This window comes from Pseudomonas peli (assembly GCF_050563605.1).
Lineage (GTDB): Bacteria > Pseudomonadota > Gammaproteobacteria > Pseudomonadales > Pseudomonadaceae > Aquipseudomonas > Aquipseudomonas peli_A.
Map to the genome: position 1 here is coordinate 1 of NZ_JBNXUH010000026.1, position 12,882 is coordinate 12,882.

The 12,882-nt window shown below is 52.8% G+C and carries 13 protein-coding genes; 5 read left to right on the forward strand and 8 right to left on the reverse strand.

The window, feature by feature from the left end; translation table 11 throughout:
• Positions 1 to 1,209 precede the first annotated feature (1,209 nt).
• Positions 1,210 to 2,304 (forward strand): hypothetical protein, encoded by a 1,095-nt coding sequence (locus tag ACQ4LH_RS19520; protein ID WP_430698710.1) that lies wholly within the window; start codon positions 1,210 to 1,212, stop codon positions 2,302 to 2,304.
• Position 2,305: 1 nt separating this feature from the next.
• Here the strand turns inward: ACQ4LH_RS19520 and ACQ4LH_RS19525 are convergent, their stop codons facing one another.
• From ACQ4LH_RS19525 to ACQ4LH_RS19535, 3 genes are all read right to left on the reverse strand, one after another.
• A complete protein-coding gene (locus tag ACQ4LH_RS19525; RefSeq protein WP_430698711.1) occupies positions 2,306 to 3,007 on the reverse strand; it encodes an inovirus Gp2 family protein in 702 nt (233 codons plus the stop codon).
• A gap of 504 nt (positions 3,008 to 3,511) precedes the next feature.
• On the reverse strand, positions 3,512 to 3,742 hold the full coding sequence (locus ACQ4LH_RS19530) for a helix-turn-helix transcriptional regulator (protein ID WP_430698712.1): 231 nt from the start codon (positions 3,740 to 3,742) through the stop codon (positions 3,512 to 3,514).
• Between the two features lie 72 nt (positions 3,743 to 3,814).
• Positions 3,815 to 5,107, reverse strand: coding sequence for a hypothetical protein (locus tag ACQ4LH_RS19535; protein ID WP_430698713.1), 1,293 nt, complete (start codon positions 5,105 to 5,107; stop codon positions 3,815 to 3,817).
• A 233-nt stretch (positions 5,108 to 5,340) separates the two neighbouring features.
• Here ACQ4LH_RS19535 and ACQ4LH_RS19540 point away from each other — a divergent pair, with 233 nt between their 5' ends.
• Positions 5,341 to 6,024 (forward strand): hypothetical protein, encoded by a 684-nt coding sequence (locus ACQ4LH_RS19540; protein ID WP_430698714.1) that lies wholly within the window; start codon positions 5,341 to 5,343, stop codon positions 6,022 to 6,024.
• A 284-nt stretch (positions 6,025 to 6,308) separates the two neighbouring features.
• Positions 6,309 to 7,160 carry a hypothetical protein gene (locus tag ACQ4LH_RS19545; RefSeq protein WP_430698715.1) on the forward strand — a complete coding sequence of 284 codons (852 nt, stop codon included), beginning with the start codon at positions 6,309 to 6,311 and terminating at the stop codon, positions 7,158 to 7,160.
• Here ACQ4LH_RS19545 and ACQ4LH_RS19550 read toward each other — a convergent pair.
• The 5 genes from ACQ4LH_RS19550 to ACQ4LH_RS19570 form a co-directional block, all read right to left on the reverse strand.
• Positions 7,153 to 8,139, reverse strand: coding sequence for a phage integrase (locus ACQ4LH_RS19550; RefSeq protein WP_430698716.1), 987 nt, complete (start codon positions 8,137 to 8,139; stop codon positions 7,153 to 7,155). The genes ACQ4LH_RS19545 and ACQ4LH_RS19550 overlap by 8 nt on opposite strands.
• Positions 8,139 to 9,419, reverse strand: a complete 1,281-nt coding sequence (locus tag ACQ4LH_RS19555) for a hypothetical protein (RefSeq protein ID WP_430698717.1) — start codon at positions 9,417 to 9,419, stop codon at positions 8,139 to 8,141. The genes ACQ4LH_RS19550 and ACQ4LH_RS19555 overlap by 1 nt, the downstream gene beginning before the upstream one ends.
• Positions 9,420 to 9,953: 534 nt before the next feature.
• Positions 9,954 to 10,343 (reverse strand): hypothetical protein, encoded by a 390-nt coding sequence (locus ACQ4LH_RS19560; RefSeq protein ID WP_430698718.1) that lies wholly within the window; start codon positions 10,341 to 10,343, stop codon positions 9,954 to 9,956.
• On the reverse strand, positions 10,336 to 10,548 hold the full coding sequence (locus ACQ4LH_RS19565; RefSeq protein WP_430698719.1) for a hypothetical protein: 213 nt from the start codon (positions 10,546 to 10,548) through the stop codon (positions 10,336 to 10,338). The genes ACQ4LH_RS19560 and ACQ4LH_RS19565 overlap by 8 nt, the downstream gene beginning before the upstream one ends.
• Positions 10,549 to 10,553: 5 nt before the next feature.
• On the reverse strand, positions 10,554 to 10,763 hold the full coding sequence (locus ACQ4LH_RS19570; protein ID WP_430698720.1) for a DNA-binding protein: 210 nt from the start codon (positions 10,761 to 10,763) through the stop codon (positions 10,554 to 10,556).
• Positions 10,764 to 10,858: 95 nt separating this feature from the next.
• Between ACQ4LH_RS19570 and ACQ4LH_RS19575 the strand changes: the two genes are divergently transcribed.
• Together ACQ4LH_RS19575 and ACQ4LH_RS19580 are read left to right on the forward strand one after the other, a co-directional pair.
• Positions 10,859 to 11,281, forward strand: coding sequence for an Arc family DNA-binding protein (locus tag ACQ4LH_RS19575; RefSeq protein ID WP_430698721.1), 423 nt, complete (start codon positions 10,859 to 10,861; stop codon positions 11,279 to 11,281).
• A 231-nt stretch (positions 11,282 to 11,512) separates the two neighbouring features.
• Positions 11,513 to 12,370, forward strand: a complete 858-nt coding sequence (locus tag ACQ4LH_RS19580) for a phosphoribosyltransferase-like protein (protein ID WP_430698722.1) — start codon at positions 11,513 to 11,515, stop codon at positions 12,368 to 12,370.
• The last annotated feature ends 512 nt before the right edge of the window (positions 12,371 to 12,882 follow it).

Consider the following 12,882-nt stretch of genomic DNA (forward strand, 5'->3'; position numbering starts at 1 on the left):
CCCGATCTCCCCCCTCGGGSGGCGTSGDCGGCWGCRTAAGATGTGTNNATCWSSRASCTSCTTTTATATCCGCGAGKTTGTTTGGTCTTCATNGTTTTCGGGGGCTGCCGATGATCCCCCCCGCCATACCTGAAGCAGCAAACACCTCAACTGCACGGCGCATCCAGTAACACCAGAACAACTGGCTTTTGCGCTCGGTACGCTGCCAACGCTGTGTGCCCTCATCAGTCTTATTGAAGATGACTGACTGCCCAGGCCTGAGCTGGTAATCACACTCACTGTCGTAGCAGAACCAGTCGATGGATCCTTCGTAGTCGATGCGCTCACGCATCGCAGCGACCAATACAGCCAACCTTTCCAAATGAGCGACACATTCAGCCCCCCCGCCAGACTGAGGGAAGAGCATTGGCGATAGGTGTCGTTTCAGCGAGCGCCCGAGCACCTCCTCGGATACTCGAAAATCAGATTCGGTGCAGACTTTAAGCTTGCGCAGAACGATCCGTTCGTAGACACCCCAATCCTTGCCAGCAGGATCATCATCTACCTCGCCCAGACGGCCATAGGCCAACACACTGAGGTAGGAAAGCAGCTCAAGCAGGGAGAGCGACTTAAGCTGATTCTCAGCCTGAACGATTACCTCATCAAAAGGTTCGAGTTGCTGCAGAAGGCGATCACAGACGCCAAAGAATTCTTGCCACGTATCGCCGCTCAGCGTCTCCCGAAGATGCTTCCAGAGCGGTGATCCGCTGCGTGTAAACAGCTTCGAGTAGCGAATGGCCCAGCGCAAAACATCTGGATAATGAACTGCCAAATGATCCAGCAGCTGCGTACTGATCACATCATCGAAATACAGAACGCGCGCCAGCGCCTGGCTCGCAATCTGAGCCCCCTCAAGGCTGGCGGGCACCAACCAGAAATCAGCAGCAACCAATCCAGCCGCTCGATTGCGCGCGGTGTATTTTCCTTGCGGACGCTGATCCAGAAAATCATGCAGGCACTCGTCGAGCGCCCTGCCTGGGGCGAACTGATTCAGATAACCAGTAAAGCGAGTCTGGTAATACTCCTGGCATCGCAGATCCTGGTTCTGCACAACTGATAATCCTTCGCCGAATAATGCCGTGATCATACGGGATTGATGTGACCCAATCTTCTTGTGCGCTAGCTCACCGGCTATGATCCGGCCGAGCGATGCAAAAGCGTGGAGCATGGATGATGCACGAAAACAAAATTCCTTTTGGTGAGCGTGATGGAGCCCTATTCCGCGCCTTTGAAGTCGAGAATGGTCTTCGCTGCAACTGCATTTGCCCAGGTTGCCGGCAGCCGCTGAATGCTGCCAACAATGGCGAAAAAGTTGTTCCTCACTTTCGCCATGCCCAATCGAATGATTGCACCACTGGCTTTCGCGAGGGCGTAAGACGCTCTGCAGTTGCACTAATCGTGCAGAACAAGCAGCTCATGCTCCCGGCCTTCCTCGACATGGTCAGAATCACCACCGCTAGCGGTGGATTGCTGGAAGAAAAGGTCGAACTACCCCCCGTAGCAGTCACAGCAGACTCAGTCGAACGATTCGTTGAGCTGGATGAGTTGAGAGGCCATGCGGTCCTGCACCTTTCTGGCCGACAGTTGATCGTACGAATCAAGATGTCTTCCAGGATGGAGCATGAGCGTTACCGTCAGCTTCAAGCCCTCGAACACTCCAGCATGGAGATTGACCTGCACCGCCTAACCCTTGAGCAGATCAATGATGCTGAAAGTTTCAAGTATGCCGTGCTGCAGGATCCGTCGAATCGTTCCTGGATCAGGTGCCTTCGTGGCGAATTGTTAAAAACCCTCATGGAGCAGCAGCTCCAATCACGGGCCTCTGAGCTGAACGCTACTTGGCTGAATGAACAAGCCGAGCGTGAAGCTGAAGAGCGGGTCCGACAGCTTGCCATCGCAAATGAAGCGGCCGAGCATGATCTGGCTCTGAAGACACATCGTGCCACGCAAGCTGAAATGGCAATCCATCATCCAACCCAACCGCAAGACGCCACTGTAAGCGGTAGATCTGAACTCATCGCGGCAACAATGCTGAAAGCTTTGCGTGACTGGAACGGAAAGGCCGCAGAATGCAAAGCCTGCCACCTGCTAAGCGCACCAGGCTCCCGATTCTGCCCCTACTGCGCTGTCGACGGGCGCGGACTAATTGAAACAACCGTATCACCCGACCTACCAGCAACCATTCACAAGCGAATGTACTGCTCTGCCAAGCCGAGCATATCGGTAAAAGCGGCACCCAATCTCGTTGTAAGGCCGGATATCTGATCTAGCCCCTACTGGTATCGAATCCCCGCTGACGGTCGCCGTAGGACTTCGTAGCCGCCTTGCAGAGGTAGCTCGCCCTGTAGAACAGTGCAGGCAATTCGTCGGTATCATCAGGTCTAACATTTCGCACTATCCGATACTCAGCGTTGGGAGGGATATTCACCAGCCCCCTCACATCATCAACTGACAGCCCAAGAGCGCTGGCCCAGGCTTCATTCATACGGTTATTGATATTGCTGGCTTTAGATTTTAGCCACCCCACCGTATAAAAAGCATCTTGGTTGAGCAGGATCAGGAGGTGGTAATGCGGGCGTCCCATCTCTCCAATTTCTCTGGCCCAGACGTAACGTACCTTGCTTTCATGAGCGTACGGGTTCCGCTCACGAGCCTTGGCGCGGTTGTGCTCAATCTTGGCCTTGAATGAGTCTATGAAGCGGCTGATAACTTCGTTGGTGTAAGCGTAGTCAGGCAGGTCGATACCTAAGGGCAGGCGTAGATCAACCCGGAATGCCAGAACCCTTGAGTGCTGATCTAGGGCTAGGTCAATGGTCTGCTTTAGACGGGAAAGGTATTCGCGAATGAAGGGGCCTGCGGCAAGCATTACGGGCATGCCATCGTAGGTAGGGGAGTCGCACAGGTGAAGGTTGGTATTACCGGAATGGCGAAGCTGAGGACGCTTGGTCTTGGGGGAGTCAAGGTGCATGGTTACTACTCCTGGGCTAGGTTCATAATCTCTGCCCAATGAATATTTTTTAACCGTTACCTCTTGATGCTCAACCTACCTAGTTGCCATTGGTGATCGGTAGATTGGCCTAGATTCACCAGCCCGTAGACATAGCAATCAGGTGACGATCCACCCTTGAACAGTGCCCTGTGAATCCAGCTGGCGTATGCCCGTACAAGTGACTGTCTAATCTGGCGAGTAACCCTGAAACCTTGTGGTGGTAAGGACTGCTTAAAGCATATTACTTTTACCGAAAACGCCTCACTCAATTGGCTCGTGAAACGGGGCCTCAATTTTCCAGCCAGGCTGGCAATTTCTGCCAATACGTTACTCCGGAAGAAAACTATTTAGACATGCGCTGATATAGCTGCCCAAACAAGCCGAGCAATGAGGAGAACAGCTGCACGGCTGGTCGAAAAATGTATAGCTGCACTCGGCATAAACGCCATGACCAACCATAGTCGGTCATGGCGTTGATCAGTCCTAGTTGGCCACACTCAGGTGGCCAGTGGTGCGCACCGTAGTTCCCTCTGCCAGGTCGCGCTCCTCAATCCGCGCCAGGATCCATTCGTGCACCTCACAGTCGACCCAGCCCACGCAGCGGTCGCCGAGGGATACCGGTTTCGGAAAGGTGCCTTCCGCGATGTATTTGTAGATGGTCGATCGAGCTAGGCCGGTCGAGTCGATGACGTCTTTTAGACGGATGATTCTCATGAGCTGGCTCCTCTGCGTAATGGCTCAGAGGATGTGCAAGAGCGATAAAAAATTACCCGCGACCGACTCTAGCTAGGCGGGTGCTGTTAACAGGCCAAATGCATATCGAAGCTCGAAGCCAAGATCAGCTTCACTTCCATAATGGTCGGCACGTCCGTTGAACTCATCCCAGAACACGACACAGGCTTTTTGCTTCTGCGGCGCGGGGTATGCGAACACAGTCGTGACTCTGAACGTATCGTGCTGCTCTGGCCCCGGCATTAACCTGACGGATTCAGGCCTGTAACCAGGCCACACCTTTCTGCAAAGCCGTCGATGTAGACTTCTCGCCCACTCGCGCGTCGCATCGAGGAAATTTTCATGTATTCCCGCCCAGTAAATCCCCTCTCCTTGAGCAGTGCTGCCGATCTGCAACTGCCCTAGCTCTTTAGCAATCATGTCGGCAATGCCTGACTCAGCTTCGCTGTATTTGTCATCTACAGCCCCCCACATCAACGCCAACAGATGCGATGTACAGCTTGCAAGCTTGTGGTAAAGCATGTCTATGGTTGCAGGCTCCAGCGCCCGCAAAGCTCTCACAGCCTCTTGGGGTAGGCCGACAGCTAAAGTTTCGAATTTGCTAGGCCCGCGTGTGGCGTACACAGCCAGCGCACGAGAACTTGGCTGCGCCCCTAGCTGCGGATGATCCAGATTCAAGTAGTAGGCACTACTGACCCTTGAGCCTTTGAAGACAGCACTGGATACGCCAGGCACGTGGCTACGTATGAACCCCAGACTTATAAGACGCTTCAGCTGGTGCCTAACAGCAACAGCAGTCAAACCTGTCATCGCTCGAAGCTTCGACTCGCCCAGCCCAGACACAAACCCACATTGATCCGCCGAGATCAGAAGCGCAGCCAAGATCATTCTGCTTGCGGCCCCTAGACGACCATGCGCCCCTGGCGCTGCCGGCAGCCCATCTTTGCGCACTAACACACGGGCAGATTTTTCTGTTGCGGCTTTGGGCAGCGGTCCTTGGGCATAAATATCTGGCTCTATGAACAGGCGTACAACCAGCTCCTGGTGTGCGACTGGAGCCATCTTCGTATCAGCAATCAAGACGCGCAGATGCGGTGACGCCTCGTACTCCTGCCCAGGTCGCCCCACCTTATCTGTAAGTTTTTTGGCTACCAGCAGGCCAGCAGCGGCCAACTCCAGCGAAGCATCCCTGACCAACCTCTCCGTCAGACAAAGGCGCTTCGCTACCATTTTGACCTTGTACGGAACGCTCAGTAGATCCGGCTTATTAAGCAGCAGAGCTTGAAGAAAATATCTAGACTCATGCCCTACGTTCATAGACGCTGAGAAAATCAGTAATGTCGCCACAAAATCACCAAAAACAACCTTTAATTAGATGAGATCCTATACCCTATAGAACTAGATTATCAATTACATGTAACAGACACGTTAACAGGCTCGCTAACACAACGTTTAACGAATAAGCTAACATTAGTAGTCAAAAATCCCTTAACCGCGCCGTTAATCATTCTTGTAACAACAAATTCAGCAAGCAAATTTTCTGTACCCGGAACGCGGCCAGTGAGTGAGGAGACACAAAGATGGACGAGACCAACACCGCGCCGAACTGGCTGACCGAGATGGACAGGGAAGAGTGGGCATGGGCGGCAAGCTACCTAACCAGCAGAACCTCACTCGCTGAACGCGGCGAGATCGGCTTGGTCATTAGCAGTGACTTCAACGCCCTCACGAGCGCCATTAAAAAACTCGAGCTCACTGCCTACGGTGTAAAACTGATTGCGCGCCTGAGGAACGCCATCCGGCAAAGGCGCTATCGACTGGCGGAGGGCGGCCGGAAAACGTGCTCCTTCACTCTCCCAAGAGCAACCAAGGCCACGCTCAAAACTCTGGCGAAAAGACACAAAACAACCGAGACGGCGCTAATCGAAAGATTGATCGAAGGTGCTTCGCAGGCGGCACAAGATCAGAAAGGGGAAAAGCGGCGCGAGGCTATAACGGCGAAGGTCACGCGCAATTCGAGCAAGCTTGCACATGAATTGAATGGGGTCAGAATTGAAGAGGCGAATAAACACCTGAAGCGCTGCCTGAAGCAGCTTGCAATCTGGGAGTTGTTTTATGAGGGAATACAACCCGACCTGCCCCCCGAGGACGAGCCCGCAGCAAACGAGCTCACAGAAAAACGGATGCGCGAGATCCAGGAAGCTATCGGCGCTGCTGTGGCGAAGCGTGAATATCTGAGCCCGAGATCACTGGTCGATGCCTAGCAACTGGCTAAGAAATGAAATGGCAATGGCGCGCCACCAATACGCCCCAAGATACCAAGCAAATCTTCTTGGCATTCCAAATGGCATTCCAGGACAAAAAATAAACCAAACTATTATTTTATAATCAATAGCTTACACGACTAGTTCAGATTACCCCGGCCCACCAAATAAACCCCTGATTTTCCTAGAGAAAGTCAGGGGTTTTTCTTTGGGTGTCGAAAAGGTGTCGAGTGCAGAAGCTCTTAGATATCCTAAGAACACCGACCACTTTAAGGCACCATGCCATGAGCGTAACCACGCTAGCAGAACTCCTCTCCCAAGTGCCTGACGTAGTCTGGTCAGGGCTTTTAGCGTCAGTACTCACCTTGACCGGTGTGTTCATTTCAAATGCTAGTAATACCAAGCGACTGCGGATTCAGCTTGCCCACGACGCCACAGAGAAAGGCAAAGAACGTACAGGGAAGCTAAGGCAAGAGGTGTATTTGCTAGTCGCCGAGGAGCTAGGGAAAGCCAACAATCACATTGGCTCCCTGGCCTCAAGCGACTTCACCAAAGACAACTCCCTGAATGAAATGAGCGGGTTGTTCTCGGCAATAGCAAAGCTTCAGCTGGTCGCTGAGCCTAGCACTGCATATTTAGTCGGCGAGCTGAATGCCAGATATGGAGCGGCAATCTTACGGCTGCTAGCAGCCTCTGACCCATTGAGGAGAACCCGCATTGACATAGACATTGTAAGCAAGAGCTATGAAGAGTCACTGGAGCAAGTTAAGCGCTACCAAGGCACGATCTCGGACATGATCGACTCTGGTGAAGTAGACACGAAAGCCTTCGAGCAGCTTCAAAAACGCCATAATTTCCATCTCAGCCAAATGAATGCCCATGCCCAAACACGCGATGAGCTATGGGAGATTTATACAAGCAAGCAATTGGCCTTTACCGAAGCTCTATTATCCGAAATGAAGCCTTTGAGCTCGCAATACGTTGAAGCACTGATGGCCATCAGAAGCGATCTTGGGTTACCTGCCGAGCGGCAACAATTTGAGTCGCAAATGATCAGGCAATGGGAAGTCATGGAGCAAGAATTGAAGCGGACCATTGATTCACTGCAAGCGAACCAAGAGCAAAACCCTAATTAGAAGTACTTGGCCCAAAACGAATAGCATCAGTCAGGTGATCCGGCGCCAAGTGCGCGTAGCGCATGGTCATGGCCAAGCTGGAGTGACCCAGGATCTTCTGCAAGGTGAGGATGTTGCCGCCGTTCTGGATGAAGTGACTTGCGAACGTATGCCGGAGGCCGTGGGCGGCTTGGCCTTTCGGTAGCTGGATAGTCGTCTTGGCCAGTGCACGGCGGAACGAGGTAATAGCCGCGTTTGGCTGGCCATGCTGTTTCCAATGTTGGCGGATCTTGGCTTCTAGCTCTGCAGTGATCGGCACAGAACGTACTTTCCCGCTCTTAGTTCCGCTGAACGTGATCACCCCATTACGTAGCCCGGTCGGTTTGAGCTTTTCGGCTTCTGACCATCGAGCGCCGGTAGCCAGACAAATAAGCGTGATGATCTCGACGTGTGGGTTATCGCAGCGATCACGAATGACCTGTAACAGCTCGCTGATTTGCTCAGTGGTCAGCCAGGACAACTCACGTTCCTGGATCTTCAATGGCTTCACCAGGGCCAACGGGTTGGCGTAGGTGATGACACCCAGCCCGCGCAGTTCGTTGTAGACCGAACGCAGATACCCCAGCTCATTGTTTAGGGTTTTGGGTGACGCGCCCTGCCCTAACCTGATCCGTCGATCATGGGCGTAGGTCTGAGGATCTAGCTTGGCTGCAGGTGGATTGCCCAGACGCTTGGCGACCAGATCCAGCTTGGAGCGGCGGCGCACACCATCCCTTAGCGAATGTCCGTGCAGATCAAACCATGAGCCAATCAGGGCCGTGAGCCGACGCGCGTCAGTGGGCTTGGGTGACCAGCTGGGGTTATCCACGACCTTGGCCCGGCACGTTGCCTCAAACCGCTGAGCCTCCCCCTTGGTCTTGAAGGTCTTACGAAAGCGTTTGCCCTTGATCGGCTCTACATCGACTTTCCAGCGTCCGTCCGGCTGTTGCTCGATGGCCATTAAACGGCACGCCCCCACCTGACGTTACGTTCCTCCAGCAGGTTTTTGATGTGTTTGTAGATGTCGTGCTCGCTCATGTCCTTGGCGGCGTAGTGATCACGTATGACCGGCCAGCATTCCCAGGTTTGCAGCCGGTCAAACGCCTTTTTTGCGCCCACGCGTTCCCTTGCCAGCAGGCTGACGAAGTTACCCAGGAACAGTTCGACGTTCTTGCCTGAGAAGCCACGGGAGGTCTTGTAGTAGCGCTTGTATTCGGTGTCTTCGAGCAGGGAATCAACAGGTAGGTCCACGCGCACGTCCTCGCGAATGAGTGTCCAGATGGGGGAGAAATAGCCAGGGCGATCCATCAACTTGAATTGGCGCAGGCCATAGCGCCACAGGCCGTCCAGATGCCCGGCAAAGGCTGCAAACGAACGGGTGTCGATGGCTTCACCGGTTTTCACATCCAGGGAGCCACTGGCGAATTGCTGGATGATCGAGTGGTGATAACGCAGCTCTACACGCCACACGGTTTGCTTGGGGTTGTAGTTGTCCGGGTCGGCCGCATCGAAGCTGTCACGGCGTTTCCAGACGCTTTCCCAGTAGTCGAGCTTGTCGCAGGCTTTGGCCTGTTCGGTCTTGTTATAGATACAGATCTGCACGCCACTGGCAGAGCCGAACATCGAGGTTTCGCCACGCCCGTAGGTGCTGGATTTGGTCGCCCAGTTGATTTCACTGATACCCGATATGTCGCGCTGTGTGCGGGCCTTGCAGTGCATGCGGGCCACCAGATCGGCGGGAGGTGTCCAGCCCTGGAGGTCTAACGCTAGGTGCACAGCGCACTGATTGATCTCAACGTGAGTCATCACCTGGGCGGCGTAGAAGTCCAACCGCGCCTGCAGGCGTTCAGGCGACAGGCTGTCGATGGCATGGGGTGACACTTCGATTTTCAGGTGGGGGCCGATGCTGTCCAACTTGGCGTTGAAGTTCTTCACCAACAGGATGATGCCCAGGTCTGCGTTCTGCAGCTTGTACTGGTAGCCAGAGTCACGGCCTACACGGCCCGAGTGCCAACGCTGGCCAGCGAAGTCGACCAGGGTGCCCGGGTTGTCGAATAGCTCCATGATCTGCGGGCGGATCAGCCCCTTGTAGAGCTGGCGCACGGTATCGACGCCACAGCGCAGCAGGCGGACGCCTGACAGGTCAGTGAGTGCCGCGGTCGCCGCATCAATAAACAAACGGCCCCGTTTGCATTCCAGGCCGGTCACTCGATCAAGCCTTCTTTGGTCTTTCACGCTCATGTGTTTTTCCTTTATTAACCAGTAATGACCACTTTCATTCGGACTTATATGACGTGTTACAGGGACGTCAGCCCGCGCTTTTTGCGCAGCGCTCGTCCCTCGCGCATACGCAAAAAAGCGCAAGGCGCGCGCGTCGCTCGCGCCTTCGCTCTGAACCGAGCCACTTCGGCGCTCACGAACGCGCGCCAGGCTGTTTTCACAGCTCTGCAGGTTGGGTCTTTGCACTGGGGGCTGTTGATCTGCCTGGTGCTGGCAGGTGGGTTCCTGGGCGATGGCCAGGACGGGGCGTGAATCATTGGGCGGCCGACTGGCGACCCAGCTGCACCAGGCTGTGAGGAGGATTAGTAAGAAGAGAGTTTGTGGACCGGGGCGCTCAGCACTTCGCGGGCCGGCTGGGGGCGTGGTGTGGCCGAAGGTGAAACACACCAAGGGCGCTGCCCTTGTCATCCCGCTCTTGCCGCCGAGGGCTCGGGAGCATGGGGCGGTGAAGCTACCCCATACTCCCGCTGATAGGCTGTTCATAGGCACACCGCGTCAAGGGTGCGCTGCGCCCGTGCTTCCGTTCGCCGGAACGGTGGAGCTGTTCCGACGAGCCGGGAGCGCGGCCCTTGACCCGGCCTGGTTAGGGTGGGCAATACGGCCCAGTACGTTGCCGGAACCATGCCGGTCGCGGTGCCGTATTACCCGAATGGTGCGAATGTCTGCGAAGTACATTTCATCGGGGCTGGGGCGCGCGTTGGCGAAGTTGACCACCATGAAATAGGCCTGGTTGCAGATCCCTTCAATGGGCAGCACGACGCCGACGATGTGCACGCAGTACCAGACCGTTTCCGGCTCATCTTCCCAGTACATTTCCATCAGCACGGTTTGACCGAGGAAGGACGCCGCCGTAGCAACGTCGACGGCGGGATAAAGGCTAGACATGGCTGTAGTCCCCCTCTTTGAAGGTGGTCTTGCCATTGAGCAGGTCATCACGCAGGCGAGCCAGGTTGACCATGCGGAAGTCAGCCAGCCGCATGCTCGGGACGGTGCCGTTATCTACCCAGTCGATGGCCTCTTCGATGGATATGCCGCTCATTTCGGCAAAGGTCTTCACGCTGCACAGGTCCAGGCTGTCGTCACTGATCATGGCGTTTACTCCTGTTCCAGCAGCTGAGCAGTCAGCAGGGCCACATTCACCATCACGTGCTTACCGACCTTGCGAGATGGGATGTAGTCGTTACGAATCCAGCCCCAGACAATGTCGTGCTCTTCGCCCATGCGAATCCAGTTGGCAAATTCGCGCCACGGCATCAGCGGCGGTGGCACTAATACGCTTTTCGGTCCTAAATCTTCCAAGTCCATAACAAGCACCCTGCAGAGGGATCACCGTGATCCGCATGAAATAGAACCACGGTGGTCCCATTGTCGTCAAGACCACCGTGGTCCAATATCACTCTATGAGCAGAGAAGACCCGCAATTCAAACTACGAATGCCACCTCAGCTGCGCTCTCAAGCGGAGCAGGCAGCAAGAGCATCTGGTCGCTCACTGAACGCTGAGCTGAACGCAAGACTCGAATCCAGCTTTTTGGGGGCAAACACCTGCGAGGTGTTGATCCCTGCAGGCCGCGCTAAAGAACTAGCACTAATGGCAAGAAGTGGAATTCCAGATGAAGTACGAAGGCGAGCCATCGAGTCAATTGCCCGCGCTGTAAGGTTGGGGCACAGGGAGGCTGTCGTCGGGCTTGACGATCTACATTTGGACTTCGGCGTTTCAGACGACGATCTAGAAAACCTATTTAAAGACGTGCTTGAAGAGCTAAAGCAAGCCGGCTACAGCGTTAAGTGGGACGACATAACTTCCCTATGGATAGAGTTCTAAGAGAATTAGAGCATGCTGCATCCAGCAATGAATAAAATTCACAGAGATTAAATCAATCAAAACCTGCGGCGTTAATCTTTAATTTGTTTAGATGCGGGCAAGCTCCGAAAACAAGAAAAAACCGAGGGTTAGGTTTATGTCGAAAAAATCAAGCAGGCGCGCAAATAACTTTTTAATTATTAGCACATATAATTTTTACACTGCAAAAGAAATTTGCGCAGAGAACCAAAAGTGCGCATAGACAACAAAAATCAATTCAAACTCATTTTTGAACTCTCCACAACACAAAAATGGATTGTAACAAAGCAAGAAGCTCTTTATCACCTTCTGTTTTCCGAGTGCGATACAGACGATAAAAGAAAGTTGATAGTTGAACTACTTGGAAGATTCACCCATATCACCAATGAAAAATATTCCGAGCTTACGCAAAAACTAGTGAGCAATATCATTAGTATTAATGGAATATCCGACGAAACAACCCAAGTAGTTGCAATGGCTGCAGACTCTGGAAGTGATAGCTCGCAGCGAGTCCTGTACGACCTAAAGCTTATATTCGAACAAATGAACTGGCGTGAATACAAACATGTAAACCAATTTGGCTCCGCCTACAGAACATATAAATCGAGCCCAAAACACAAGAACATAGTTCTTATTGATGAATTTATTGGAAGCGGCCGCTCTGCAATCGGCAGGGTTAACTCGATAAAAGAACAATTCAGCAATGCCAAAATAGAAGATTACAAAATATATGTAAGAACATTGATCGCAATGCAGGATGGGATCAAAGCTTTAATTGATGCAGGTATAGATGTTCAAGCTTTAGTGTTGCTTGAAAAAGGGATAACAGATTATTCGCCCAAGGATCAGATAGCTGATCAGATTGATCTTATGCGATTGCTAGAGAAGAATTTATCACAAGCTTATAACGACCGAGAAATGCCTAGCCTGGGCTATGGAGAAACTGAGTCCCTGTATACTAGGGATGGAGGCAATACTCCAAATAACGTTTTCCCAATATTTTGGTGGCCTTTCTTTAGCGACGGAACTTGTAGGCAGGTTCTTCTTCACAGAGCAATGAGGGACGCCTAGTGAACTTAAAGAGAATTGAACTTATTATCCTTAAGTATTTATTTTCATCATCCACTGGGCTAGAAGCTTTTACCCTATACAGAAAGGTTCGAGTTTCATTCCCTGATTTCACCTCAGCCATAAACCGGCTAAGTGAACTGGAATTGATAAATATAGATGGCCAGAGAATAAAAATAGAAAGGAAAGGTATTAAAACAATATCTAGCTCCTACAGCGGTAGCGGAGAACGGATGCGCCCTAAATGGAGAGAAGTTCCAGAGAGGTTTATAGGTAAGAAGATAGAGGTAAATGATTTCTATATTCCTAGCAGAAGCCGCCTCGACAAGAGCTTTACAAACTGAGATGCTTTAAATACTATAGGAGGCAGCTTACAGAGGCTAGTACGTTGGAGTGTAGTCGCTCCCAAGGGTAAGGCTGGCTTTAACCAATGCGCTACATAAAAGCGATAAAGCGCTGCTTTTATGTAGCGCAACGCTTAAAAGCAAAGGCAAAAGCAGCTTGGCGCGCGAGCG

Excerpts from the sequence above, each read along its gene's own strand:
- ACQ4LH_RS19530 (WP_430698712.1), bottom strand. The coding sequence starts at position 3,742 with ATGAGAATCATCCGTCTAAAAGACGTCATCGACTCGACCGGCCTAGCT.
- ACQ4LH_RS19560 (WP_430698718.1), bottom strand. The coding sequence starts at position 10,343 with ATGTCTAGCCTTTATCCCGCCGTCGACGTTGCTACGGCGGCGTCCTTC.
- ACQ4LH_RS19520 (WP_430698710.1), top strand. The coding sequence starts at position 1,210 with ATGATGCACGAAAACAAAATTCCTTTTGGTGAGCGTGATGGAGCCCTA.
- ACQ4LH_RS19575 (WP_430698721.1), top strand. The coding sequence starts at position 10,859 with ATGAGCAGAGAAGACCCGCAATTCAAACTACGAATGCCACCTCAGCTG.
- ACQ4LH_RS19540 (WP_430698714.1), top strand. The coding sequence starts at position 5,341 with ATGGACGAGACCAACACCGCGCCGAACTGGCTGACCGAGATGGACAGG.
- ACQ4LH_RS19525 (WP_430698711.1), bottom strand. The coding sequence starts at position 3,007 with ATGCACCTTGACTCCCCCAAGACCAAGCGTCCTCAGCTTCGCCATTCC.
- ACQ4LH_RS19565 (WP_430698719.1), bottom strand. The coding sequence starts at position 10,548 with ATGATCAGTGACGACAGCCTGGACCTGTGCAGCGTGAAGACCTTTGCC.
- ACQ4LH_RS19555 (WP_430698717.1), bottom strand. The coding sequence starts at position 9,419 with ATGAGCGTGAAAGACCAAAGAAGGCTTGATCGAGTGACCGGCCTGGAA.
- ACQ4LH_RS19545 (WP_430698715.1), top strand. The coding sequence starts at position 6,309 with ATGAGCGTAACCACGCTAGCAGAACTCCTCTCCCAAGTGCCTGACGTA.
- ACQ4LH_RS19550 (WP_430698716.1), bottom strand. The coding sequence starts at position 8,139 with ATGGCCATCGAGCAACAGCCGGACGGACGCTGGAAAGTCGATGTAGAG.
- ACQ4LH_RS19570 (WP_430698720.1), bottom strand. The coding sequence starts at position 10,763 with ATGGACTTGGAAGATTTAGGACCGAAAAGCGTATTAGTGCCACCGCCG.